The 25,876-nt window shown below is 37.8% G+C and carries 20 protein-coding genes and 1 pseudogene; 9 read left to right on the top strand and 12 right to left on the bottom strand.

What is annotated here, in order from left to right; translation table 11 throughout:
- Both Q0X89_RS08845 and Q0X89_RS08840 read right to left on the bottom strand, forming a co-directional pair.
- The coding region (locus Q0X89_RS08845) for an aryl-sulfate sulfotransferase (RefSeq protein WP_297693246.1) at positions 1–853 on the bottom strand (853 nt) is incomplete at its 3' end.
- 209 nt (positions 854–1,062) lie between these two features.
- Positions 1,063–1,746, bottom strand: a complete 684-nt coding sequence (locus Q0X89_RS08840; protein ID WP_297693244.1) for a cell division ATP-binding protein FtsE — start codon at positions 1,744–1,746, stop codon at positions 1,063–1,065.
- Positions 1,747–1,897: 151 nt separating this feature from the next.
- On the opposite strand from Q0X89_RS08840, the gene Q0X89_RS08835 reads away from it, so the two are divergent.
- From Q0X89_RS08835 to Q0X89_RS08820, 4 genes are all read left to right on the top strand, one after another.
- On the top strand, positions 1,898–4,918 hold the full coding sequence (locus Q0X89_RS08835; RefSeq protein WP_297693242.1) for a tetratricopeptide repeat protein: 3,021 nt from the start codon (positions 1,898–1,900) through the stop codon (positions 4,916–4,918).
- A gap of 17 nt (positions 4,919–4,935) precedes the next feature.
- Positions 4,936–6,687, top strand: a complete 1,752-nt coding sequence (locus tag Q0X89_RS08830) for a TonB-dependent receptor (RefSeq protein WP_297693240.1) — start codon at positions 4,936–4,938, stop codon at positions 6,685–6,687.
- A 148-nt stretch (positions 6,688–6,835) separates the two neighbouring features.
- Positions 6,836–7,927 carry an OmpA family protein gene (locus tag Q0X89_RS08825; protein WP_297693238.1) on the top strand — a complete coding sequence of 364 codons (1,092 nt, stop codon included), beginning with the start codon at positions 6,836–6,838 and terminating at the stop codon, positions 7,925–7,927.
- A 54-nt stretch (positions 7,928–7,981) separates the two neighbouring features.
- On the top strand, positions 7,982–8,395 hold the full coding sequence (locus Q0X89_RS08820) for a hypothetical protein (protein ID WP_297693236.1): 414 nt from the start codon (positions 7,982–7,984) through the stop codon (positions 8,393–8,395).
- Positions 8,396–8,482: 87 nt separating this feature from the next.
- Here Q0X89_RS08820 and Q0X89_RS08815 read toward each other — a convergent pair whose 3' ends face one another.
- Positions 8,483–9,028, bottom strand: coding sequence for a DUF2911 domain-containing protein (locus Q0X89_RS08815; protein WP_297693234.1), 546 nt, complete (start codon positions 9,026–9,028; stop codon positions 8,483–8,485).
- Between the two features lie 244 nt (positions 9,029–9,272).
- Between Q0X89_RS08815 and asnB the strand changes: the two genes are divergently transcribed.
- Positions 9,273–10,940 (top strand): asparagine synthase B, encoded by a 1,668-nt coding sequence (asnB, locus tag Q0X89_RS08810; protein WP_297693232.1) that lies wholly within the window; start codon positions 9,273–9,275, stop codon positions 10,938–10,940.
- Between the two features lie 180 nt (positions 10,941–11,120).
- Here asnB and Q0X89_RS08805 read toward each other — a convergent pair whose 3' ends face one another.
- The gene (locus Q0X89_RS08805) at positions 11,121–12,578 is read right to left on the bottom strand and encodes a DASS family sodium-coupled anion symporter (protein ID WP_297693230.1); all 1,458 of its coding nucleotides are present in this window, start codon (positions 12,576–12,578) and stop codon (positions 11,121–11,123) included.
- A 231-nt stretch (positions 12,579–12,809) separates the two neighbouring features.
- Between Q0X89_RS08805 and gyrB the strand changes: the two genes are divergently transcribed.
- Positions 12,810–14,750: a DNA topoisomerase (ATP-hydrolyzing) subunit B gene (gene gyrB, locus Q0X89_RS08800; protein WP_297693228.1), complete on the top strand. Its 1,941-nt coding sequence runs from the start codon at positions 12,810–12,812 to the stop codon at positions 14,748–14,750.
- Between the two features lie 166 nt (positions 14,751–14,916).
- Here the strand turns inward: gyrB and Q0X89_RS08795 are convergent, their stop codons facing one another.
- Complete coding sequence (locus Q0X89_RS08795; RefSeq protein ID WP_297693226.1) at positions 14,917–15,288, bottom strand: hypothetical protein; 372 nt, start codon at positions 15,286–15,288, stop codon at positions 14,917–14,919.
- Positions 15,289–15,542: 254 nt separating this feature from the next.
- Here Q0X89_RS08795 and Q0X89_RS08790 point away from each other — a divergent pair, with 254 nt between their 5' ends.
- Together Q0X89_RS08790 and secDF are read left to right on the top strand one after the other, a co-directional pair.
- Positions 15,543–16,469, top strand: a complete 927-nt coding sequence (locus tag Q0X89_RS08790; protein ID WP_297693224.1) for a malate dehydrogenase — start codon at positions 15,543–15,545, stop codon at positions 16,467–16,469.
- 287 nt (positions 16,470–16,756) lie between these two features.
- Positions 16,757–19,717 carry a protein translocase subunit SecDF gene (gene secDF / locus Q0X89_RS08785; protein WP_297693221.1) on the top strand — a complete coding sequence of 987 codons (2,961 nt, stop codon included), beginning with the start codon at positions 16,757–16,759 and terminating at the stop codon, positions 19,715–19,717.
- A gap of 125 nt (positions 19,718–19,842) precedes the next feature.
- Here secDF and Q0X89_RS08780 read toward each other — a convergent pair.
- Together Q0X89_RS08780 and Q0X89_RS08775 are read right to left on the bottom strand one after the other, a co-directional pair.
- Positions 19,843–20,003, bottom strand: a pseudogene (locus Q0X89_RS08780) (cold-shock protein).
- A gap of 175 nt (positions 20,004–20,178) precedes the next feature.
- The gene (locus Q0X89_RS08775) at positions 20,179–21,423 is read right to left on the bottom strand and encodes an ATP-binding cassette domain-containing protein (RefSeq protein WP_297693219.1); all 1,245 of its coding nucleotides are present in this window, start codon (positions 21,421–21,423) and stop codon (positions 20,179–20,181) included.
- Positions 21,424–21,665: 242 nt separating this feature from the next.
- Here Q0X89_RS08775 and Q0X89_RS08770 point away from each other — a divergent pair, with 242 nt between their 5' ends.
- Positions 21,666–21,872: a DUF2892 domain-containing protein gene (locus Q0X89_RS08770; RefSeq protein ID WP_297693217.1), complete on the top strand. Its 207-nt coding sequence runs from the start codon at positions 21,666–21,668 to the stop codon at positions 21,870–21,872.
- 37 nt (positions 21,873–21,909) lie between these two features.
- On the opposite strand, the gene Q0X89_RS08765 is transcribed toward Q0X89_RS08770, so the two are convergent.
- The 5 genes from Q0X89_RS08765 to cysS all read right to left on the bottom strand — a co-directional run bounded on the left by Q0X89_RS08765 (position 21,910) and on the right by cysS (position 25,873).
- The gene (locus tag Q0X89_RS08765) at positions 21,910–22,437 is read right to left on the bottom strand and encodes a GNAT family N-acetyltransferase (RefSeq protein ID WP_297693215.1); all 528 of its coding nucleotides are present in this window, start codon (positions 22,435–22,437) and stop codon (positions 21,910–21,912) included.
- 7 nt (positions 22,438–22,444) lie between these two features.
- Positions 22,445–22,939, bottom strand: coding sequence for a DUF192 domain-containing protein (locus Q0X89_RS08760; RefSeq protein ID WP_297693213.1), 495 nt, complete (start codon positions 22,937–22,939; stop codon positions 22,445–22,447).
- A 26-nt stretch (positions 22,940–22,965) separates the two neighbouring features.
- Positions 22,966–23,928 carry a prolipoprotein diacylglyceryl transferase gene (gene lgt, locus Q0X89_RS08755; RefSeq protein WP_297693211.1) on the bottom strand — a complete coding sequence of 321 codons (963 nt, stop codon included), beginning with the start codon at positions 23,926–23,928 and terminating at the stop codon, positions 22,966–22,968.
- Between the two features lie 141 nt (positions 23,929–24,069).
- On the bottom strand, positions 24,070–24,291 hold the full coding sequence (gene yidD / locus Q0X89_RS08750; RefSeq protein WP_297693209.1) for a membrane protein insertion efficiency factor YidD: 222 nt from the start codon (positions 24,289–24,291) through the stop codon (positions 24,070–24,072).
- 97 nt (positions 24,292–24,388) lie between these two features.
- On the bottom strand, positions 24,389–25,873 hold the full coding sequence (gene cysS, locus Q0X89_RS08745) for a cysteine--tRNA ligase (protein ID WP_297693207.1): 1,485 nt from the start codon (positions 25,871–25,873) through the stop codon (positions 24,389–24,391).
- Positions 25,874–25,876 lie beyond the last annotated feature (3 nt).

Raw genomic sequence — 25,876 nt, 5'->3', positions numbered from 1 at the left:
TATAGGCAATAGCATTAGTATGGGTAAAGTCGGAATGCTGGTTATCCGGAGTGGCATTTGCCGTCATCATGCCCATTTTTATCCCTTGTTGCACCTGTTCTTCGGTCATTGGGGGTAATATTTCCGAAAATACATTAAAGTTTATTTTACGTGGATTTTCAGCCAAAACCCCATAGTTGTTTTTTGTAGGGTCCTGGTCTTGAACCAAATGATCCCACATATGCCATTCCCATACAATTTCACCGCCGGTCTTTCCGGATGGCTTTATTTCTATGATTTTGTCTGGCCAAAGTCCGGCTTTGGTAACGTGTTCAGGGTCTCTTCCCGCAGCAATAGCCTCTTCCTGGGATTTGGCTTCGTAAGAAATGGCCAGAATATTCCCGTTAGGCATTAATTCAATATCATGATGTATAAGTTCATCCTCATCCGCCCATTCAAAATCCCACAAGATATTCCCATCCCAGTCGTATTCCCTTATTCTTCCTGCTTGTCCTCCTGCTGCGAATGTTGGGAAGTCCGGATCAACTTCTAACCTAACAAGGTTACCATTCTCTTTTAAATAGTTATTAACTATAGCTAATTCCCCTACCCAGCTATGAACCACTTCGCCATCGAGATTAATTAGATGTGATTTGGTACTTTCCGGGGGTACAATCATTACATATCCGGGAGTAGCAAGTGTAGTTTTTTCTTTAAGTCCTCGTTCAACTGTGAGGCCTGTTAAACTTCTGGTGTCTTCAGGTTTCCATTGGCGGATTTCAATTGCTTCTGCTACATCCTGTTTGGGTTTTTCCTGCTTACACGAAAATGTAAGGAGCAGGGCGGAGGCAAATAATACTTTAGTTATTTTCATTATTAGTTTGTTAGGTTGATTTAATTGATATAACAGCAGTTTATATTCAACTATAAAATCTGCTAAGCCGAACTTTCTGGTTTACCAGATTTACCCTCTCATAATAGTCATGCTGCTACATCTTGTTAAATATAGCATATTTATTTTGTAAAACCCCAATTAATTATTGGTAAGGAAATGGTTTTGAAGTTGTTTGAAGTCTTCGAATTCTATACTGCTTTCTGAACAACTTCGAATACTTTGGCCCCATCACATTTCAGGGTTTTGGAGGGATATTTAAGCAGCAAAGCATAATCATGGGTAGCCATGAGGATGGTTCTCCCGGCCTTATTTATTTCCTGAAGTACTTTCATCACCTCCACGCTTGTTTGAGGATCCAGGTTACCGGTGGGTTCATCGGCAAGAATAATTTCCGGATCATTTAACAATGCCCTTGCGATAGCAATTCGCTGCTGTTCCCCGCCAGATAATTCATGTGGGAATTTAAAACCCTTGGTCTTCATTCCCACCTTATCCAACACTTCCTCAATTTTGGCATCCATTTTTTCCGGATCCTTCCAACCGGTAGCTTTAAGTACGAACAACAGATTTTTGTTTACATTTCTATCCGGTAGCAATTTAAAATCCTGGAAAACTATCCCAAGTTTGCGTCTTAAAAAAGGGATATCCTTTTCTTCAAGTGTTTTCAGGTTGAACCCTACTATTCGCCCATTTCCTTCTAATAGCGGAAGATCTGCGTAAAGGGTTTTCATAAGACTGCTTTTACCACTTCCGGTTTTACCGATCAGATATACAAACTCACCTTTTTTTACCTCAAGGGAAATTTCGTTGAGCACCATGTTATCCTTTTGGAAAACCGCTACATCTTTCAGATTCAGAATACTTTCAGTCATATTTTAAATGTTGATATAAAAGTAATAAGTTCCTGCTTAATTAGAGCTTACAAGAAGTAAATTTCTATTATTTAGTTGTCTGATATACTTCGTTACAATATTTGACGTTATTATGGAAAATTACGGTACTTCTTAACAGCTAGAGAACATTATGCGAAAGAAAAAAACCGCCTTACTTCTGTATTTCATTGTTTTTGTTATTTCCGGATATACCCAGGAATCAAAAATTTATACACATCATCAAAAACAGTATCAGGACGCCCTGGCTTTGTACAATAATAAGCAATATCAGGCAGCTCAGACCATCTTTGAAAAAGTACAGACTAGTACCACAGATTTTGAAACAGAAGCCAATAGTGCCTATTACGTGGCTAACGCCGCAGTAAGACTAAACCAGCTTGGAGCAGACAGATTAATGGAAAGCTTTGTAGCCAACTATCCAACTTCCACTAAAAGAAATTCTGCTTTTATGGATGTTGCTGACTATTATTTTGAAAATGGAAAATACCCTTATGCCCTGAAGTGGTATAAAAAGGTAGACCAAAATTCTATTTCGGATCAGGAAAAAGACCGGTTCAATTTTAATATGGGGTATTCCTTGTTCAGTTCTAAAAAACCCAAAGAGGCAGAACGTTTTTTAAGCAGGGTAACCACCTCGGCCACCTATGGCTCTCAGGCCAAATATTATCTAGGGTATATAGCCTATCAGCAAGATGATTATGAGGGCGCTAATGAACGTTTTGACCAGATAGCAGATCAGGAATTGCTAAGCGAGAAGCTTTCTTATTATCAGGCTGATATGAATTTCAAGCTTGGAAAATTTGAGGAGGCAATAGAACTGGCTAAATCACAATTAACAAAATCTGACCGGCAGGAAGTTTCTGAACTAAACAAAATTATTGGAGAGAGTTATTTTAATTTGCAGCAATATGCAAATGCAATACCCTATTTGGAATCTTATAAGGGGAAACGTGGCAGGTGGAGCAATACCGATCACTATTTATTAGGCTATTGTTACTATAAACAAGAAGACTACGCAAACGCCATTGGCCAATTCAATAAAATAATTGATGGAAATAATGGAGTTGCTCAAAATGCATATTACCATTTGGCAGAATGTTATTTGAACCTTGAAAAGAAGCAGGAAGCATTGAATGCTTTCAGAAATGCTTCCCAGATGGAGTTTAATGCTGAAATTCAAAAGGATGCTTATCTTAATTATGCACGATTGAGCTATGAAATTGGGAATCCGTATGAAGCGGTTCCAAAAGTGCTGTCCGCTTATCTGGAAACTTATCCCAATGATACTCATTCCAAGGAAATACAGGAATTATTGGTTGATTCCTATATTACCTCTAAGAACTTTGAAGGGGCCCTGGCCTTATTAGAAGAGAATAGTAGTTTCGCCAGTAAAGCAACCTATCAGAAGGTAACCTTCTATCGAGGCGTTGAACTGTTTATGGAAACAGATTATGCATCTGCACATGCCTTGTTCACCAAATCCTTAAATAATGCACCTGATAGATTGTTCGAAGCACGTGCAAGATATTGGAAGGCAGAATCGCAATATTTGCTAAACGCTTTTGAGGATGCCCTTGCCGACTTTCTTCTATTTAAAAGTAATCCTTCGGCATCGCTTACAGAAGAAGCCAATGATTTAGATTATAACCTGGGGTATACCTATTTTAAACTAAAAGACTACAATAATGCAATTTCTTATTACAAGGCATATGCCGATAAAGGAGCGGATATCGACAAAAAAAATGATGCAAATGTGCGCCTGGGCGATTGTTATTTCGTAACAAGCAAATACTGGCCTGCTATTGAATCCTATAATAAAGTTTTGCAATCTGCCAGTTCGGAGAAGGACTATGCAGCTTTTCAAAAAGCTATTAGTTACGGTTTTATTGATAGGAGTGCTACAAAAATTGAGGAACTCAACGGTTTTATTTCAAGGTATTCCAAATCCAGTTTAAAAGATGATGCCTTATTTGAATTGGGCAATTCCTATATTAAAGAAAACCAGGAGGCAATCGGATTGGAAACTTATGACCGGTTAATTAAAGATTATCCAGGAAGCACTTTGGTACCCCGGGCATTGCTAAGACAAGGACTTGTGTTTTATAATTCCAGCAAAAATGAATTGGCTTTAAGCAAGTTTAAAACAGTAGTACGCGATTACCCCAACTCACAGGAAGCAATTCAGGCGGTAGCTACAGCTAAACTAATTTATGTAGATACCGGTCAGGTTAGTGAGTTTGCCCGATGGGTAGAAGGATTAGATTTTGTTGAGGTGTCTGACACCGAACTGGATAATGCCAGTTATGAATCCGCCGATAAACAAAACCTCCAGGGCAGGAAAGAAGCGGCAATTAAGGGATATGAAAACTATATCAGAGATTTCCCAAACGGATTACATGCTATAAATGCCAATTTTAAGCTAGCCCAGTTATATTTTGCGAAAGGAGATAAAGATAAGGCGCTTCCGGCTTATACATATGTTGCAAACAGTGGTGCCAGTGAATATTCAGAACAGGCCCTTACCAGGGTATGTGAGATTTATATTGGAAATAAAAACTATACCTCTGCGCTTCCATTTCTGCAGCGATTAGAATCAATTGCAGATATTCCACAGAACAGAACCTTTGCCCAATCAAATCTTATGAAGGGGTATTACGAGCAAAATAATTATGACCAGACTATATCTTATGCAGAAAAGGTATTGGAAACAGAAAATATAGACGATAGAATTAAAAGTGATGCACAAATCATGATCGCAAGATCTGCTATAGCTACCGGAAATGAAGAAAGAGCAGAGATGGCCTATGCCGAAGTTTTGAAAATTGCCAGTGGAGGATTAGCCGCAGAAGCTTTATACTATGACGCTTATTTTAAACAAGAAGCCGGTTCTTTTGAGGAATCAAATAATTCAGTGCAAAAATTGGCAAGAGATTATGCGGCCTTTAAAGAATGGGGGGGTAAGGGTCTGATTATTATGGCAAAGAATTATTATGCCCTCGATGACGCGTATCAGGCAACCTATATTTTGGAAAGTGTAATTGCAAATTTTGGCGATTATGATCAGATCGTGGCTGACGCCAAGGGGGAATTGGCCATAATAAAATCGAAAGAAGCACAACGAAATTCATCCATTGTTCCGGATGGCAACTAAATAGTTAAGAACACCATATGCAAAGGGAACTAAAAATAACGATAATCGCTTTAATTGGTCTGGTACAATTCTTATCGGCCCAAGACGAAAAAGACATTGGCACGGAAACAGTAACCGTGGTAAGGCCATATTCACCAACAGTTTCGGATGCCTTCAAGGTTAAATCAATTCCAAACCTAAATGATTCTATCGTTCTTCAAAAAAAGAAAATTAATTACAGTATTTTCTCCATACCCGTAGCATCAACTTTTACTCCGGCCAAGGGTAAGGCGTCTGCAGTGCAAAAGGCCAAACCGGAAAAATTATATAATTCCTATGCTTCTGTTAGTATTGGGAATTTCAGCAACGCCCTCGCGGACTTTTATACAAGCCGGGACATAGACAGGGGTAATAAAAGAGTGGATTTCGGACTTAATCATCGCTCCTCAAGAGCAGACCTGGAAGATGTATTGCTGGACACCGATTTTTACAATACAAAATTGAATGCTTCATATAACCAAAAAGGGCGGGATTTGAATTGGCGCGCTGATATTGGATTTCAACATCAGAAATACAATTGGTATGGGCTTCCCGAAGGCATATTTGATGAAGCCACAATTAGTACAATTGATGAAAGACAAAATTATTTTGGCCTTGAAGCCGGTGCTCAGCTCCAGATGGAAGAATCTTTTTTTTCAGGAGGGGAAGTATTATACCGAAGGTTTTGGGATGCTGTTGATTCCGGTGAGAATAGATTCTTGTTGAAGCCAAAATTTCAGTTTCCGGTTTCTTCCGAAATAGTGACCTTAAATGTGCTTTTTGACTATGTAGGGGGGAGTTTTAAAAATTCCAGTATTAATAGCTCAACGAACCTGTTGGGGATAGATTACGGGCAGATGCAAATTGGCGCAAATCCTAATTTGGTCTTATCCGGGGATAGATATACCTTGAATTTTGGGGTTTCACTGGTTTATGGATTAGACACAGAGCAAAGTGATAGTAATTTTTATATATATCCTCAGATAACAGCCTCATACAGATTATTAGATGATTCGGTTATTGCCTATGGAGGGGTTGAAGGGGGATTAGATCAAAATTCATATTATAGTTTTGTAAACGAAAATCCTTTTGTTTCACCCACACTGACAATACTCCCTACAGACAGACAGTATGATGGATTTCTGGGAATAAAGGGACAATTACTACCTAGTCTGAGCTACAATGTAAAAGGATTTTATAGAGCGGAAAACAGAAAACCCCTCTATAAACTAAATCCTCTTAATGATTTCAGGGATGATGAAAAAGGATATTATTACGGGAATTCATTTGAAATATTTTATGATGATATTAAAACCCTTGGGTTATTTGCTGAATTGAATTTGGATATAAACAGGGATTTCACGCTTGGATTAAACCTTGAACTATTTGATTATAATACCGAAACCAACAATCCTGCATGGAACCTTCCCGATGTTAAAGGATCATTACTTTTGGATTACCAGATTGGAGAAAAATGGTTTCTTGGTGCAAATTTATTTTATGTGGGAGAGCGTCAGGATTTAAGTGCCCAGGTGGTAGAAAATGCTCTGCCGGCAGATTTTCCTTCTACTGTGATAACTTTAGATAGTTTTTTTGATGTAAATGCCCATGTTGGATATCATGTAAACGAGCATCTTTCCGTTTTTGCCAGGGCAAATAATATTGCAAATAATGCATACCAGCGCTGGGCGAATTTTAGAGTACAGAGTTTACAGGTATTAGCCGGGGTATCCTACAAGTTTGATTTTTAATCCACTTTACAAAAAATTGGGGAGAATTTAGATCAATCATCTGCTAAAGACACTGTTAAACGGCATAAACGCTATACTTGAGGATTATTTCTTATTTTAGAATGAAGTAAATAGCCCCGCTCTTTTGATTGCAAAGTATACATACCGCTTGTTACTAGCCTTCTTTTGGTGCAGTACATCTCTGCTGTCTCAAAACCTGATTCAAAATCCCAGTTTTGAGCAGTACGAAGCATGCCCGGCACGTCTGGGCAATTTTGAATCTGATGTCACCCATTGGAGTACGCCAACAAAAGGTTCTACAGACTATTTTAATAGTTGCAGTACTATTATGGGCACACCTGAAAATTTCAATGGTACTCAACCCTCTGATTTTGGCAAGGGATATGCCGGAATTTATCTATATGCCCCGGATGATTATAGGGAATATGTGCAGGTGCCTCTTACTCAAACCCTTGAGAAAGGTAAAACCTATCAGGTTTCTTTTTATATCAGTCTAGCAGAACGTTCTGATTTTGCCGTAAAGGATTTTGGGGTATTGTTTTCGAAGGAAAAATTATCCCTTGATATAAAGAAAGAACTTTCCAAAATGCATAGGTATAAAGTTGAAGGTAACTCGTATAATTCTATGGAAATTGGATATACAAATTTTTATAGAGACACCAGAGATTGGGTATTGGTGAGCACCAGATTTGAAGCTAAGGGAATCGAAAATTATTTGATAATCGGCAATTTTAAAAATAATGCCGGTACCAGAAAGTTTAAGACAAAAAGAGGAGCAAAACAAGGCGCCTATTATTACCTGGATATGGTTGTCTTACATCCGGTACCATTATCTGAGACTTTGGTAAATTCAAAGTACGATGCGGATCTTGTGACCGAAGATTACGAACTCGATAAAATCCATATTTTTAAAAACGTACTATTCAATTTTGATGAATTTAGGTTATTAGACTCCGCCAAAACAGATGTTCAAAAAATCTATAACTATCTGGATGCAAACAAATCGCTTCAGATAAAAGTAGATGGTCATACTGATAATATTGGCACTAAAGCATATAATCAGTATTTGTCAGATAGGCGTTGTTCAGCCGTTGCACAGTATCTATTAGAGCTGGGACTTTCGGAAGATAGGATAAGTTGGAAAGGTCATGGTGGCATAGCGCCTATAGCAAGCAATGACACGGAAGAGGGTAGGCAAAAGAACAGGCGTGTGGCATTTGTTATTTCCAAAAAGGACTAATTCTTACTTAAAAAAATTGCTGTACATTTAGGTATAAATTTAATAACTTTTCAAATGAAAACTATTTTAAAGAATTTCGGCCTTATAGTGGTTTTATTAATATTTTCTAACGGATATTCCCTTGAAATTTGCGATACAAATGATCTTGAAACGGTTTCAACCATTCCAATAAAAAAAAAGAAATGGACTGGAAGTTGGGATTATTTAGTTAAAGATGTACCAATGGAGTATAGTTCCGGGATATTACATGTTTCCAGAAAAAAGAGGGTATATTCTGTGGCATTGGAGATGCCGGGCGGAAAACTACCTGCGGATAATGTAAAGGTCGATAAAAACAAACTTACATTCTCAGTGGATATAGAAGGTAGCAGTGTTGATGTTTCCCTTATTATGGACGGGGATTCATTTAGTGGTGAAACCTATACGCCGGACGGCACTTTTACTCTTGTAGGAAATCGACGAATTTGAGGTACTACGGAATAAATCCTATCAAATTTTAAACAAAAAAAGCCGAAGTCTTGTACTTCGGCTTTTTACTCTATTATTATAGGTCAATTACATACTTAAGCTAAATGGAACGGCAACTCTGGTAGTGCCCCATCCCATTACCATATGAACTCCACTATCTACTTCTTTGAAAGCAATTGAAAATGCTTCCAGGGAATCTCCTCCTGTACTCACAGATGCTTTTGCACGTGCTACATCTGCAGACTCATCATAGGAATAAGCTCCCCACTGATTTAATTTGCTATTTAAAATTACAGTCCATTCAGATCCTCCCGGTACAGTGAAAAGGGAATAAGTACCTGCTTTCACAGCAGTGTCACCAAACATCATGTCTTTATAAAGTATAATTTCAGCCGCTTCGTTAGCACCTGTTCTCCAAACTTTACCTTCTGGGGCAAGTTGAGAAAGCGACCTATCCTTTAACTGTGGTCTGCTATATACAACCTTTATTAATTTATCGGAAACTTTGTAGCTGGAAGGATATGAAGCAATATCTGCCGGACTTTTATCCATTCCGCTAAAATCTTGTGCGTTAATTTCATTTGTAAAAACTACGGCTAATGCCATGATAGTTAATGTCAATACTTTTTTCATAATTGTGTTTGTTTTTATATTCGTCAAATCTAATTAGTAAACCCATTGAGGTCTTATAAAAAGTCGTTAAAATTTTAGCTGCTTACAATCTGTTTGTTCAAGACTGCCATATTAAGGATATTGATTAATAATTATATCAATTATTATTAAAATAGTAACAAATTGAAATTAAATTACCTATTTATGTTTCAATTTAACGAATAAATAGACATCTTTGCCTAATAATTAATATAAAATAAAGACAATGTGTGGAATAGTATGTGCATTTAATTTAAAGGAAAGTACAGAAACCCTGAGACCCCAATTATTGGAAATGTCCAAGAAAGTAAGACATCGAGGTCCGGATTGGAGCGGAATCTATGCAAACCAGAAGGCTATATTGGCGCATGAGCGTCTTGCAATTGTAGACCCTGCATCCGGTAAACAACCGTTATTCAGTGAAGACCAGAAACTTGTTTTAGCTGCCAATGGTGAAATTTATAACCACCAGGAATTAAGAAAACAATTTGAAGGTGTGTACAATTTCAGTACACAATCAGACTGTGAAGTTATTCTTGCTTTATACCAGAAAAAAGGTCATGAATTTCTCGACGATATGAATGGAATATTTGGTTTTGCCATTTATGATTCAGAGAAGGATGAATATTTTATAGCCAGAGATCATATGGGTATAATTCCATTATATATGGGCTGGGATAAAAATGGGACTTTCTATGTTGCATCAGAGCTTAAGGCTTTGGAAGGTACATGTACCAAAATAGAACTTTTCCCACCGGGGCACTATTTGCACAGCAGTGATGGAGAACCAAAAAGATGGTACAAAAGGGATTGGATGGATTATGAAGCAGTAAAGGAAAACCAGACAAGTATTGACGAAATACGGGATGCGTTAGAAGCCGCCGTCCATAGACAACTTATGTCTGATGTACCTTACGGTGTTTTACTTTCAGGAGGTCTTGATTCTTCAGTTACCTCTGCAATAGCGAAAAAGTATTCACAAAAAAGAATAGAGTCTGATGATACCAAAGATGCCTGGTGGCCGCAATTGCATTCATTTTCTGTAGGATTAGAAGGATCCCCGGATCTCGCAGCCGCACAGATAGTTGCAGATCATATTGGTACAGTCCATCATGAAATTAAGTTTACTATACAGGAAGGTCTTGACGCCATTAAGGATGTAATTTATAATCTGGAAACCTACGATATTACTACTATTAGGGCATCAACACCTATGTATCTCATGGCTCGGGTAATAAAATCTATGGGTATTAAAATGGTACTCTCCGGTGAAGGAGCAGATGAATTATTTGGTGGGTACTTGTATTTTCACAAAGCACCGAGTCCCAAAGACTTCCATGAAGAGACTGTCAGGAAATTGACAAAGCTGCATATGTATGATTGCTTAAGGGCCAATAAATCCCTGGCCGCCTGGGGAATTGAAGGCAGGGTTCCCTTTCTGGACAAAGAATTTATGGATGTAGCAATGCGAATTAATCCAAAAGACAAAATGATAAATGGGGAACGAATGGAAAAATGGGTGGTGCGTAAGGCATTTGAATCTGTTTTGCCCGAAAGTGTTGCGTGGAGGCAAAAAGAACAATTTTCTGATGGCGTTGGGTATAGCTGGATAGATACTTTAAAGGAAGTTGTTGACAAGGAAGTGTCTGATGAACAATTAACAAATGCCAAATTCAGATACCCCATTCAAACTCCGACTACCAAAGAAGAATTTTATTACAGATCTATATTCGAGGGGCATTTCCCGAGCGATGCGGCTGCATGGTCTGTACCACAGGAGCCATCAGTTGCTTGCAGTACCAAAATTGCTCTGGAATGGGATGAGGCCTTTAAAAATATGAATGATCCATCAGGACGCGCTGTTGCTAATGTTCACGATGATGCTTATGAATAGTAAAAACTTTATTTCAGAAATACTGAAATTCTGTTTACGAAACCTTCTTTTTAATAAGAAGTAGCTATTGAATTATTAATTAGTCAGAAGGAAGCACCAATATATTGGTGCTTCTGTTGTTAAATGAATTAATCCCGCCAAATACCACCAGAGTTAAATGCCCAAAGTTTTACAAGACAACTAGTATACTTTGTAAAGAACCATAAAAATAAGCATCACTAGTGCCGTTATGATTAATGGTCCAACCATACCAATCAATATACCGCCGAATCTAAAATCTTTTTGTTCCAATTTATCTGTACTATAGGCAATGGCATTCGGAGGAGTAGATATTGGCAGAAACAATGCAGTGGATGCGCATAAACCGATTACAAGTGGTAATACTATTGGGTTATTGAAAGTCAGGATTATACTTATGGGGATCAATATTGTGGCTGTTGCCGTATTACTCATAATATTGGACATTATTACCGTTAAGAAGCCAAAAGCTATTACGAGGGCGAAGAAATTAAGATCATATTGCTGTATTTTTTCTACGTAAAAGCTTGCAAGACCAGTTTCTTTTATTGCCAGTCCAAGTGCAAGCCCACCCGCTACTAACATCAATGTATCCCAAGGGAGCCTACGAACATCATCTCCGTTGATAATACCTGTCATTGTGAGCAAAATAATGGGAAGTAAGGACACAACAGAAGCAGGTATCCCGTGAACTTTCTCCGTTAGCCATAGAAGTAGTGTAATGGACAGAACGGCAAGTACAATGCGCTTCTTAATTCTATCAAACTTGTAATTGGTGTCATTTTTATCATAAGTTTCTTCTTCAAGTTCAATAACTATTCTTTTTTTTCTGGGGATATATTTTTTGGTAAGAACTATCCAAAATAATAAAGTAAGTATTATAGCTAGTGGAAACCCTACAATCATCCATTCCAAAAACCCAATATCAATTCCGTTGTTATTTAAGGCTTCCACGGCTATAGCATTTGGAGGAGAGCCAATTAGGGTACCCATGCCCCCAAGAGAAGCAGAACCTGCAATACCTATTAGAATGGCTTTGGAGAAAGGAGAATCCTTGTCAAGAGTATTGATAAATGGTAATACAGAAGCTATCATCATGGCAGTAGTAGCTGTATTAGACATGATCATGGAGAAAAGTGCAGTTGTAAGCATTAAACCGAGTAATACATATTTGGGTGTTGTTCCAAATCTGGAAATAGAAATTCTGAAAACCTCCTTATCCAATTTTGTTTTACTCATGGCCTCTGCCATAAAAAATCCCCCAAGCATAAGCCAGATAACACTACTCGACCAGGAATTTATGTAACCTATATAATGAGATTGAACATTTGCTGGGTCTATTTGAGAATAGTAGCTGTTCATTGCAAAAATCAGGAATCCAAAAACCAGTAAACCAACAGCAAATGGAGGAATAGCCTCTGTAATCCAAAGGCCAATAGACAGAAATAAGAGAAAAAGCACATAGATTTGGGCCTGATCCATGGTAGCTTCATAAAGCGCGTAAGTGAGTGCGAAAGAAGAAATAATACTCATTAGAAAGTAGATAACCCTGCTTTGAACGTCTACTACTTTCTGTATATGAGACATTAGTTTTAATGAAGCCGTCCTGGAATCTGCCATGCTTATTTAATTTTAGTAAAGATGGTACAAAAGTAAGCAGTACAGGGCCAAAAATACCTAACAAATGTCATGATAATTACCAAAACACTGTGAATGGTTAAACGTATCACAAATTGTTGTTAAATTGTTGATAACTTAAGTACTACATATATTCACCAACACTATATTTTATAGGGTATTACCTATATTTGTAAGATTGCAAAAAATTAAATTATATACTTAAATTATAGTATGAGCGAAGAAGCTAAAAACAAAGAATATTCAGCTGACAGTATTCAGGCATTAGAAGGGATTGAACATGTGCGAATGAGGCCATCCATGTATATTGGAGATATAGGTGTCAGAGGATTACATCATTTGGTTTATGAAGTTGTGGATAACTCAATTGATGAAGCAATGGGAGGACATTGTGATGCTATTGAGGTTACCATTAATGAAGATAATTCAATTACTACCAAAGATAATGGTAGGGGTATACCGGTGGATATCCACAAGAAAGAAGGTATATCTGCACTGGAAGTAGTAATGACCAAAATTGGTGCGGGAGGTAAATTTGACAAAGATTCATATAAGGTTTCAGGTGGTTTGCACGGCGTAGGTGTTTCTGTAGTAAATGCGCTCTCAGATCATTTAAAAGCTTCCGTTCACAGAGACGGAAAGATATGGGAACAGGAATACGAAAGAGGAAAATCACTTTATCCTGTTAAAAGCGTTGGAGAATCAAAGGAAACGGGTACTATAGTGACTTTTCACCCGGATTCTGAAATATTTACGCAAACCATTGAATACAGTTATGAAACCCTTTCCAACAGAATGAGGGAACTTTCCTATTTAAATAAGGGGGTTACAATTAGTATTACAGACAGGCGACATAAGGATGATGAAGGTAATTTTGTATCTGATACCTTTTATTCAGATGAGGGGTTAAAAGAATTTGTTGCTTTTTTAGATAGCAATAGAGAACCTTTAATTCGGGATGTTATAGCCATGGAAGGTGAAAAAAATGGTATTCCTGTTGAGATTGCTATGATCTACAACAGTAGCTATACTGAAAATTTGCATTCCTATGTTAATAATATTAATACCCATGAAGGTGGAACACATCTTTCTGGATTTAGGAGAGGGCTTACCTCAACGCTAAAGAAATATGCAGATAATTCCGGAATGTTGGACAAGGTGAAATTTGAAGTTGCAGGCGATGATTTCAGAGAGGGTCTTACAGCGATTATTTCGGTAAAGGTTGGGGAACCTCAGTTTGAAGGTCAAACCAAGACAAAGCTTGGAAACAGGGAAGTTTCTTCAGCGGTTAGCCAGGCAGTGTCTGAAATGCTTACCAATTATCTGGAGGAACATCCGGATGATGCCAAAATAATTGTACAAAAAGTGATTCTTGCTGCGCAAGCACGCCATGCTGCTACAAAGGCCAGGGAAATGGTGCAGCGGAAAACGGTAATGAGTATTGGAGGTTTACCGGGAAAATTATCTGATTGTTCTGAGCAGGATCCGAGTTTATGCGAAGTTTTTCTTGTAGAGGGTGATTCTGCAGGTGGAACAGCAAAACAGGGTCGGGACAGAAATTTTCAGGCCATATTACCTTTACGTGGTAAAATCCTAAATGTGGAAAAAGCCATGCAGCATAAGGTTTTTGAAAATGAAGAAATAAAGAACATATACACAGCACTTGGAGTAACTATAGGAACGGAAGAGGATAGCAAAGCCTTGAATCTGGAGAAATTACGCTACCATAAAGTGGTTATTATGTGTGATGCGGATGTAGATGGGAGTCATATAGAAACATTGATACTTACCTTTTTCTTTCGCTATATGCGTGAACTAATAGAAGGAGGCCATGTCTTTATTGCAACACCACCGCTTTATCTTGTAAAAAAAGGCAGTAAAAAACGTTACGCGTGGAGTGATAAGGAACGAGATGAGATTGTTGAGAGTTTTGGAGGTAGTGCTCCAATACAGCGCTATAAAGGTTTGGGAGAAATGAATGCAGAACAACTCTGGGATACTACTATGAATCCTGAGTTTAGAACATTAAGACAGGTAACAATTGATAACGCTACCGAAGCAGACAGGATCTTTTCTATGCTAATGGGAGACGAAGTTCCTCCAAGAAGGGAATTTATTGAGAAAAATGCTGTTTACGCGAATATTGATGTATAACAACTAGCATTTAAAAGCAAAAGTCCCGAAGTGAAAACTTCGGGTTTTTTTATTTAGTATGAATGCAAATGTCTCCGAGCTATTTTTTCATGATAATATTTTAAATTAAAAAGCAGCCCTTTAAAAGGGCTGCTTTTCGTAACTATATGGAAAAAAAATTGGGGAATTACTCTCGTTTTGCCAGGATTTCACCTTTTACATTCTCCAGTAACATTCCTTCCGGAGATTCTTTCATGCTCACAACATCTTTGGTCATATCCGTTCCCGGATAAGAAATTGTGTAAACGCCTTCCTCTGCTTCCCAGCTAAAATCAGTTTTGAAGTCCAGAACAGGACCATTGTATTTTTGGTACCTTCCTAAATACACATCATTGAATATCCATTCTTGTCGGACAGTTTGTTTATTGGTTTCACCGGAGCTGATAACATCAACCCTGTACCAAATACCGATTACCGGATCATTGTTTTCTGGGATTCTGGAACAGTTGCTGGCTAATACAATAGCAACTATCGCCATAAATGAAAAAAGCTTTTTCAATTTTAGTAGGTTTTAGATTTGGGATCTATTGGTATTTCTAACGCCTATTATAAAAGAGGTATTGTTAAAAATCGATGTAATACACTTGAATTAGATATTCTTCGATGAATTGCATTTTATTTTAACATTATTATAAAAAACTTTAGCTGAAATCCATAATTTAAAGGAAAATATATGTCGGTAATGAGTTCTTAAATCTGTTAAAATTCTGTAATTTTGTTGGTCTTATCAATCACTTTAAAATATAGTAAATTATGAAAATTACAGTAGTTGGAGCGGGTGCTGTTGGTGCTAGTTGTGCCGAGTATATCGCAATTAAAAATTTTGCTTCAGAAGTTGTTTTGCTTGATATCAAGGAAGGCTATGCAGAAGGAAAGGCTATGGATCTTATGCAAACGGCTTCACTTAACGGTTTTGATACAACCATTACCGGGACTACAGGAGATTATTCAAAAACAGCTGATAGCGATATTGCGGTGATCACATCAGGTATTCCCCGAAAACCAGGGATGACTCGTGAGGAGCTGATTGGTATTAATGCAGGCATAGTGAAAACTGTTGCTTCAAGTCTTTTAGAACATTCACCAAATGTTATTTTAATTGTGGTTAGTAATCCAATGGATACCATGACCTATTTGGTACATAAGAGTACAAATCTTCCTAAGAACAAAATTATTGGTATGGGAGGGGCGCTAGACAGCGCAAGATTTAAATATCGTTTGGCCGAAGCTCTGGACGCTCCTATTTCAGATATTGATGGAATGGTAATTGGCGGGCACAGCGATACCGGAATGGTGCCTCTTGCAAGTCAGGCTGCAAGGAATAGCGTAAAAGTTTCTGAATTTTTAACTGAAGACCGACTCAAACAGGTTGTGGAAGACACAAAAGTTGGTGGCGCCACACTTACTAAACTTCTTGGAACCAGCGCCTGGTATGCACCTGGTGCCGCGGTTTCATCATTAGCACAGGCCATTGCCTGTGATCAAAAAAAGATGTTTCCCTGTTCTACTTTGTTGGACGGTGAATATGGTTTAAGCGATATCTGTATTGGTGTTCCCGTATTACTTGGAAAAAATGGTATTGAAAAAATAGTAGATATTCCCCTAAGTGATACCGAAAAAGCTAAAATGCAGGAGAGCGCTGTAGGTGTTAGAAATACAAACGGGCTTCTGGACGTTTAGTTAAGACTATTTATTTTGAAATTAAAAAAGCATCACCCAGGTGATGCTTTTTTTTATGGGGAGTTTAGTCGTAAAGAATTTTTTGTAGTATTTCAAGCCTGCAAAAATCTTGAGATTATGATTGAATTACAATTGAAATTTCATCAGAGGAATAAAATAAAGCGTTAAATACAAAGGCCACAACAACTTTCATATCCAGACAAATACTGTAAATAAATTGTCAGTTCTTAAGGGAAATGATATATTTGCACGCTGTTTACAAATTCCATCAAAAAATCAATTAAACCATGCAGAATAAAGGACTTATAAAGCTATTTGCTTTCTTGTTCGGACTGGTAAGTATCTATCAACTTTCCTATACATTTATTACCGCTAAGGTAGAAAAAGACGCAACCTTGTTTGCAACATCTGCTGTATCGCCGTCAGAAGAGGATTATGTGGCCAAAAGAGAAGCGGTTGAAGCTACTTATTTAGATTCCATTGGAGGAAATCCTATTTTGGGTTATACCAGTTATGACGATGCGAAGAAAAAGGAACTGAATAAGGGTCTGGATCTCAAAGGAGGTATCAATGTAACACTCCAGATATCAGTAAAAGATATCCTGAAAGGCCTAGCAGATAATACCAAAAACCCCATCTTTAATAAGGCACTGGCTGATGCTGACGCAGCTTCTAAGGACAGCGATGAGACCTATATAGAACTGTTTTTCGAAGCTTTTGATAATATCAAAGGAGATGCAAAATTGGCTTCTCCGGATATATTTGCTAATAAAGGCTTAAGTGATGAGGTTAATTTTCAAATGACCGATGATGAGGTAAAGCCTATTATCCGACGAAAAATTGATGAATCCGTTGTTTCTGCATTCGAAGTCTTGCGCGAACGAATTGATGGTTTTGGAGTTACTCAACCGAACATCCAACGCGAAGGTAAATCAGGAAGAATTTTAGTAGAATTACCAGGAGCAAGAGATATAGCAAGAGCACAGGACCTTCTGTCCAGTACAGCACAATTGGAGTTCTGGGAAACCTATGAACCCGGAAATCAAAGTCTTATAAATTTCTTTATCCAGGCCAACGAAGAATTGAAAACCTTGGTTGAGGATACAGAAGAAGAAACAGTGGATAAGGAAGAATCTGAAATAGATTCATTACTTTCAGACGTAACCCAGGATTCTTTGGATCTTGCCACGGAGAGAAATCCGTTGTTTGAAAAGTTACAATTAAATGCCCCCGGTTTTGCTGTGGGTATTGCTGCTATTAAGGATACAGCCGAAATAGGCTCCTACCTTCGTATGCCGGAGATCAGACGCTTATTACCGGCAGATGTTCAATTCACAAAATTTTTGTGGGAGCGTCCAACCATAGATTCTGAAGTAGCATCTTTATATGCTCTTAAATCTAACCGCGACAATACTCCTAGAATTAGTGGTGATGTGGTGAGTGATGCCAGGGACCAATTCGACCAGTTTAACAGGCCGGCTGTGGGCATGGATATGAACGTAAAAGGTGCCAAGCTTTGGGAAAAACTAACCAGTGAGGCTAACCTTAATAATACGGGAATAGCAATTGTTCTGGACAATAAAGTATATACAGCGCCCGGGGTTTCTCAGGTAGGTGGAATATCCGGAGGTAGTTCTGAAATTACCGGAACTTTTACAGTAAATGAAACCAAAGATATTGCCAATGTGCTAAGGGCGGGTAAATTACCGGCTTCTGCGGAGATTATTGATTCTTTTGTAGTTGGTCCTTCCTTAGGTCAGGAAGCCATAGATAGTGGCTTTATGTCCTTTCTTATTGCTATGGTTTTTGTTTTAATATGGATGATCTTCTATTACGGTAAGGCCGGGATTTTTGCAGATATCGCTTTAGTCTTTAATATTGTTCTCATCTTTGGCGTATTAGCCAGTTTAGGGGCAGTACTTACTTTACCTGGTATTGCAGGTATTGTATTGACCATAGGTATGTCTGTTGATGCTAATGTTCTGATTTTTGAACGGATCAAGGAAGAATTAGCTAAAGGAAAAGGTAAAGGACAGGCCATCTCAGATGGTTTTGCAAATGCCTTGTCATCTATTCTCGATGCAAACGTAACAACCGGACTTACCGCAATTATATTATTGATTTTTGGAAGTGGACCTATTAAAGGATTTGCTACAACCTTGATTATTGGTATTCTAACTTCTTTGTTTACTGCAATTTTTATTACCAGGTTATTGGTAGATTGGTATATATCCGGAAAAGGAAGAACTCTTGATTTTTCTACAGCAATCACCAAGAACCTGTTTAAGAATTTGAATATTAGGTTCCTGAGTAAACGTAAAATATCCTATGTCCTTTCATTTATATTGGTGGCTGTTGGACTATTCTCTTTAACAACTCAGGGATTGGACGAGGGTGTCGATTTTGTAGGGGGACGAAATTACCAGATACGATTTGTAAACCCTGTCAATCCTTCTGAAATAACCAATGAGTTATCTGAATCTTTAGGAAGTGCCAGCGCAAAGACTTTTGGTGATGCTAACCAGATTATGGTTACAACCAAGTATAAGGTAGATGTTCAGGGAACAGAAGTAGATGATGAAATATTAGGGATATTATATACATCTCTCCAAAAATATTTACCGGATGGAGCCACATACGAAGACTTTATACCTGGTGGGACCAATGGCGATATTGGAGTACTTAAGTACCGAAAGGTAGGACCTACGATCGCAGATGATATCAAGAAAAATGCACTTTGGGCCATCTTCGGTTCATTAGCTATAGTCTTTCTGTATATTTTGCTTCGTTTCCGTAAATGGCAGTATTCCTTGGGAGCCGTTGTAGCGGTCTTCCATGATGTATTGATTGTATTGGGTATCTTTTCACTGACCAGTAAAATAATGCCTTTTAGTATGGAAGTAGACCAGGCATTTATCGCGGCAATTTTAACAGTAATCGGTTATTCCCTGAATGATACCGTGGTGGTTTTCGACCGTATCAGGGAAATGGTTGGTGATCATGGCTGGAAAGGTGGAGATAATATCGATAACGCTTTAAACAGCACATTAAGCAGAACCCTGAATACCTCTCTTACAACTCTTGTCGTGCTATTGTCCATTTTTGTATTTGGAGGGGAGTCTTTGAGAGGATTCATGTTTGCGATGATCATTGGAGTAATAATAGGTACATACTCTTCATTGTTTATTGCTACACCGGTAATGTTTGATACACTCCGCAAAAAAATATTGGCAGAGAAAAAAGTCTAACAAATATTAATACTTATTAAAACCGCAAACTTCTCAGTAAGCTTTGCGGTTTTTTTTAGGTTGTAAACAAAAAAAGCCCGTCTAATAAGACAGGCTTTTAAATAAAATTCGTTAAATATTCAGGATTAAACTACCTCAACATTTATTGCGTTTAAACCTTTAGGGCTTTCTTCTAGATCGTAGCTAACTTTATCTCCCTCTGATATCTCTTCGTGTCTCCTTCATCCGGAGTGATAAAACCAAATCCTTTGGCGTTGTTGAAAAATTTTACTGTACCGTTACTCATGATTATATATTAAATTAGCCGCAAAGGTACGTGAATATCCTTCAAATTAAGTATTTAAGTCATTTATTTTGGTATCAGCATCCTTTTTTCACATTTCCTTAAGAAATAAAGGATTACGAACGCCAGCTGATGGCATTTTACCATCGCTTCACTTGTAAACCTTTTAAATCAATTATTATTTATCCAATACCTTACCTACAGATCCTTCAGGTGTTAATTCCAACTGATAAATAAAATGAGCCTTTAACTCCGGTTCTTTCCTATGTGATACAAAAACTATTGATGTCTGGCTTTCTTGCGCCATTTTATTTACCAGAGTAACTACAAGGGCAGCACTTGCATCATCCAAACCGGCAGTTGGTTCATCCAATATTAATAGTAAGGGATGTTTGATCATTGCCCTGGCACACATAATAAGTCGTTGCTGACCAAGACTTAGGTCATGAAAATAACTGTCTTTCTTGTCTTCCATATTTACCAAAGCCAGCCATTCTCTTGCTACCCGCAGTTGGGCCTCACTTGGTTTAATATATAGTCCAATGGAGTCTAAAAGACCTGAGATCAACATATTTTCCAGACTGTGATAGCCCCGGAATCTGTCTACCATGGCCGGGGTAAAGTAGCCGATATTTTTTTTGATATCCCAAACGCTTTCTCCGCTCCCTTTTCTGGAACCAAACAGGATTATGTCCTGTCCGTAGGCCTTTGGGTTATCTCCTGTAACCATTGAAAGGATCGTAGTTTTACCACTTCCGTTTTTACCCGCCAGTTCCCAAAATTCTCCGGTTCTGATCTTCCAGTTAATATTTTTGAGAATTGGTTTCTCTTCGTAGTTTACGGAGACATTTTTAAAACTCACTAAATACTCATGGGCATAATTCAAAGAATTCAGGGCCTGTGGAACACTTCTGTAAAAAACCTTTCTATTTTTTGGTTCTATTTTGGATAAGTCTTTGATTACAAAGAATTCATTGAAATGGAGACAAGCATAATTTGTTATAAATGGAAGCAGATCAACAGACCTGCTTATAAATTGAACAATAAGGACGTGGCCCGATATATTTGCCAAAATTGTTTTGAGCTGTTTTTGTGAATCCCTGTCCAGATTATCAAATGGGTTATCCAGGATCAGGAAATTGGGTTTTGTCTCTAAAAGATAATTTAGAAGGGCCTTTTTACGTTCCCCACTGCTCATAGATTGAAGGCTTTGGGAGGTTGAAGGTGTAAGCAGCTTTTGATCATGCCTTACTTCTTCTTCGATAAAATTGTCTAAGGCCAATTTGGAGAATAATGCACCTTTTAGTCCTTTTAAGGCTTCTAATTCTGGTGGTGGGTTATCCTGAGTGAGCAAATGCTTAATTAAGCCTTGTTTATTGGATTGATTATCTACAAATACAGCCCAGTGTTGTATATGGGTCATAATAGCCTGGATACGGGTTTTAAGCAAATATAGCAGATAGGTACTAAAAGTTTGATCACTAAAATTATTAATTAAATTGGTTAAGGAATTTTAACTTTATATATTTAGAGTCCCTCCAGAAGCAAATTTTATTCTATGAGTAAAAAGGTAATAAAGCTAATACAGGTTTGTACCATTTGTTTGGGCTTAATAACAGGCCTGGTTTTTTTCTTTGACTTTATGTTTAATTAAAATTAAATACTATGAAAAAGAACATGGGTTCTACAGATCGTACTATACGATTTATTTTAGCAGCTATTTTTATCGTTCTCTATTTTACAAATACGGTAACCGGGATATGGGGTATTGTTTTATTAGTTCTGGCGGCCGTATTTATCCTTACTAGTTTTGTCAGTTTTTGTCCGCTGTATGCTCCTTTTGGGTTGAGCACCTGTTCAAAAAAGGAATAATCTTCTTGATTGGTTTTTGTCGAAAATTTCCTAAAACTTAGGATACACCCGAGAATATCCTAAAAATATGAACCGGGATACCTTTGTAACTGGTCGTCTTATCAAGGTGCATCCCATTATTTATGGCTACTTTTTGAGACCCAATATTATCTATGTGTATGATTGAAATTATGGAATCCGAAAGATTGTGTTCAAAGGCATAAGCCTTGCATTTTTTGGCAGCCTCCGTAGCATATCCCTTTCCCCAGTATTCAGGTAATATAGAATAGCCAATTTCCAGTTCCAGGATCTCGTCTACAGTTTGAATCAACAAACCGCACATTCCCACAAGTTTCCCATCCTGTTTGCTTATAAGGGCGTTGAGGCCTCCTAAATTATTTTCATATCGGGTAAATACCATAGTGAACCAATTCTTGCATGCCACTTCCGGCTCAAAAATTTCACCTGCAAAATATTTTGAACTTAAGGGTTCCTCATGAAATGGTAGCCAGGCAGTAAAATCTGTCTTGGAAACTTTTCGGAAAATAAGCCGTTTGCTTTCCTCCCCTTCAAGTAGTAAGTTCATATTACCTCTATTTCATTCTTATAAACTCAATGCGATCACCAATTTCCAGAGAATATTTTTCGCGTTGACCGGCATTTAGTTCCAGTACATATTGAACAGGGACTTCGGAAGACAGGCCCGTCTCATCCATGGGTTGCGCATTTTCCTTATAACTGGCTATCTTCAATTCCTGGTCAATAAAAATAAGATCGAGAGGAATTTTTGTGTTTTTCATATAAAAGGAATGATACAAAACATCCGGAAAGATAAAGAACATTCCCTGATCCGTTTCCATGGACTCACGATACATAAGCCCTGTTTGAGTTTCATAGTCAGTTTCAGCAATTTCAATACTGTAGCTGACAATTAATGAGTCTGACTGTGCTTTATAGATGCTTAGCTCTCCCTCTTTTGTAAAGGTGATAGGCTCTGTTTTAACGGCACTTTTAGGGGTTTCCTTACAACCACCTAGCAGAAAGGCCGTAGTGATAAGAATAAAACCATAAAATTTTAGTTTTTTCATACTATTAATTGCCGGTATAGCGTGTTCTAGGTAGTTGTGCCTTTTTTCCTGAACATGAAATAAAGCCCCACAAGAATAAAAGGAATACTCAACCATTGACCGGTTGATAATGACCCCAAAGTTTCTTCAAAGCCACCCTGGCTTTTCTTTACAAATTCAACAAAGAATCGGATGGTCCAGAGTAATACGAGGAATAATCCAAATAAAAATCCGGATCGATTTTTTTTGTCGGTCTTCCAGTAGAAATAGTACAGGATCAGAAAAACAAATATATAAGCAACACCTTCATACAATTGAGCGGGATGCCTGAAAGGGATCGCACTAAAATATTCAGCAAATTTTGGATTATTTTCCAAAGCTGCATATGCCGCATTAACCGTTTCTTCTTTGGTAATTTGTAACACGGATCCAGCCGGCATATCATCCGAATCCCGAACAAATTTAGTGGCAAAAATAAAGTTTTCATCTGTGATCTTGCCATTTATCTCGGAGTTAAAGAAATTGCCCAATCTTACGAAAAATGCTCCTATAGCAACGGTAATAACCACCCTGTCTAAAACCCATAGCATTTTCATGTCTTTGTATTTCCTGCTTAAAAGGTACATGCCGATAATTATACCTATCGCCGCGCCATGGCTTGCCAGGCCGGTAAAACCAGTAAATTCATAACCATTGATAATTCCAAACAACGTACTTCCGGCTCGTTCTTTTATAGGGAGCAGAATTTCCACAAGATGATTTTTGTAATAAGGCCAGTCGTAAAAAAAGACATGTCCCAGACGTGCTCCAAGCATTGTAGACAGAACTGTATAAATAAACAGTGAATCTAGTTGTTCAAGGGATTTCTTTTCGTTTAAAAAAATCTTTTTCATTATATACCAACCCAGTGCAAAGGCTACTATCCATGAAAGGTTGTAGTATTTAATCTGCAATACGCCAATTTTGAAAAGGGTATCATCAGGATTCCATATAATTCCTAAAAAGTACATAGTGAAAATTTTAAGCGACTAAGATAAGAAAATTGAACAGAGACTAAAGGCAAATAACAGCTTAACTTTTTTGTGCAATTATGCTATTTAGTGCCGGTGTAATAACTATATTTTGGTATGCTTGCAGCTGAGTTTAAAAGTTCAGGGCACTGGATCATAACCTTGGCCACCCCAGGGATTACAGCTAAAAATTCGTTTTATGGCCAGCCAGCCTCCTTTAAAAAGACCATGTTTTTGCAATGCTTCAAGCGTATACTGAGAGCATGTTGGAGAATACCGGCAACTTGCAGGGGTTAAAGGTGAAATTACGGCCTGGTAGAACCTAACCAAAAGAATAAAAGGAGCAATTAAAATTTTTTTCACCTTAAAGTATAGTATTTGATTTCTGATTTATAACCCTGTTAGTCGTAAGAAATTCTCGAAAGTTAACCCTATGCACTAACCAAATTGATATTGCAATTTATTGGGAGACACTAAACGTTGTACCCTCTTTGCTGTCTTTTAACTGAATACCTAGTGCGGCCAACTGATCCCTGATTTTATCGGAAGTCGCAAAATCTTTATTGGCACGTGCTTCGTTGCGTAACTGAATTAATAATTCCACAACACCCGATAACTTCTCTGAATCCTTTCCAGTATCATTTTTAATTTCTAAACCAAGAACATCAAAAACAAAACCATTCATGGTCTCGATAAGTATGTTTTTATCATCCTCAGAAAGCTGTTCTTTCCCCTCTTTTATGAGGTTAATATGTTTAACTCCTTCAAAAAGGTTTGCAATAAGAATTGGCGTGTTAAAATCATCATTCATTGCATCATAACACTTTTGCCTCCATTCCTTTACATCAAAATCTGAAGCAGTTCCGGTTTTTAAGCCACCCAGATTGGCAATTGCCTCCATGAGTCTTTGATAACCCTTTTCTGAGGCAAGCAGGGCTTCATTGCTTAAATCCAGGATACTGGTATAATGCGCCTGCATCATAAAAAACCGAACCACAGAAGGAGAAAATGCTTTGCTGAGTATATTGTTATTACCTGTAAAAATCTCGTCAGGGAGAATGTTATTCCCCGTAGATTTTGCCATTTTTTTACCATTTAAGGTGAGCATATTGGCATGTAACCAATATTTTACAGGAGAATGACCGTTACTTGCTTCTGCCTGGGCAATTTCGCATTCATGATGAGGAAATTTAAGATCCATTCCACCACCGTGAATATCAAAATTCTCACCTAGATATTTTGTGCTCATGGCTGTACACTCAAGATGCCATCCCGGAAATCCATCTCCCCAGGGGGAAGGCCAGCGCATAATATGTTGTGGTTCTGCTTTTTTCCATAAGGCAAAATCCTGAGAATTTTTCTTTTCGTCCTGAGCCGAAAGTTCCCGGGTATTGGAGATCATGTCCTCCAGCTTTCTTCCGCTCAGTTTACCGTATTCGTAATCTTCATTAAACTTCTTGACATCAAAGTATACCGAATCGTTAATTTCGTAGGCATATCCTTTATCCAGAATTTCCTTAATAATCTCTATTTGCTCTATAATATGGCCCGTTGCCGTAGGTTCAATGCTGGGAGGTAAAAAGTTAAATTTTTGAAGGATATTATGAAAATCTACGGTATAGCGCTGTACCACCTCCATGGGTTCTATTTGCTCTAACCGGGCTTTTTTGGAAATTTTATCTTCTCCTTCATCAGCATCATCTTCCAAATGGCCTGCATCTGTAATATTCCTTACATATCGCACCTTATACCCCAAATGCCTGAGGTACCGAAAGATCATATCAAAAGACATGAAAGTGCGGCAGTTTCCAAGATGTACATTGCTGTATACCGTGGGACCACATACGTACATACCTACATGCCCTTCATTAATCGGCTCAAATAGTTCTTTGGTGCTGGAAAGGGAATTGTAAACTTTAAGGCGTTGGGTTTTATATAATTGCATTGT

This window comes from uncultured Eudoraea sp. (assembly GCF_947258525.1).
GTDB lineage: Bacteria > Bacteroidota > Bacteroidia > Flavobacteriales > Flavobacteriaceae > Eudoraea.
This window is presented reverse-complemented; position numbering and strand designations above follow the sequence as displayed.

Coding starts and splice junctions, on each gene's coding strand:
- Q0X89_RS08840 (WP_297693244.1), bottom strand. CDS start 1,746: ATGACTGAAAGTATTCTGAATCTGAAAGATGTAGCGGTTTTCCAAAAG.
- Q0X89_RS08835 (WP_297693242.1), top strand. CDS start 1,898: ATGCGAAAGAAAAAAACCGCCTTACTTCTGTATTTCATTGTTTTTGTT.
- Q0X89_RS08830 (WP_297693240.1), top strand. CDS start 4,936: ATGCAAAGGGAACTAAAAATAACGATAATCGCTTTAATTGGTCTGGTA.
- Q0X89_RS08820 (WP_297693236.1), top strand. CDS start 7,982: ATGAAAACTATTTTAAAGAATTTCGGCCTTATAGTGGTTTTATTAATA.
- Q0X89_RS08815 (WP_297693234.1), bottom strand. CDS start 9,028: ATGAAAAAAGTATTGACATTAACTATCATGGCATTAGCCGTAGTTTTT.
- asnB (WP_297693232.1), top strand. CDS start 9,273: ATGTGTGGAATAGTATGTGCATTTAATTTAAAGGAAAGTACAGAAACC.
- Q0X89_RS08805 (WP_297693230.1), bottom strand. CDS start 12,578: ATGGCAGATTCCAGGACGGCTTCATTAAAACTAATGTCTCATATACAG.
- gyrB (WP_297693228.1), top strand. CDS start 12,810: ATGAGCGAAGAAGCTAAAAACAAAGAATATTCAGCTGACAGTATTCAG.
- Q0X89_RS08790 (WP_297693224.1), top strand. CDS start 15,543: ATGAAAATTACAGTAGTTGGAGCGGGTGCTGTTGGTGCTAGTTGTGCC.
- secDF (WP_297693221.1), top strand. CDS start 16,757: ATGCAGAATAAAGGACTTATAAAGCTATTTGCTTTCTTGTTCGGACTG.
- Q0X89_RS08775 (WP_297693219.1), bottom strand. CDS start 21,423: ATGACCCATATACAACACTGGGCTGTATTTGTAGATAATCAATCCAAT.
- Q0X89_RS08770 (WP_297693217.1), top strand. CDS start 21,666: ATGAAAAAGAACATGGGTTCTACAGATCGTACTATACGATTTATTTTA.
- Q0X89_RS08765 (WP_297693215.1), bottom strand. CDS start 22,437: ATGAACTTACTACTTGAAGGGGAGGAAAGCAAACGGCTTATTTTCCGA.
- Q0X89_RS08760 (WP_297693213.1), bottom strand. CDS start 22,939: ATGAAAAAACTAAAATTTTATGGTTTTATTCTTATCACTACGGCCTTT.
- lgt (WP_297693211.1), bottom strand. CDS start 23,928: ATGTACTTTTTAGGAATTATATGGAATCCTGATGATACCCTTTTCAAA.
- cysS (WP_297693207.1), bottom strand. CDS start 25,873: ATGCAATTATATAAAACCCAACGCCTTAAAGTTTACAATTCCCTTTCC.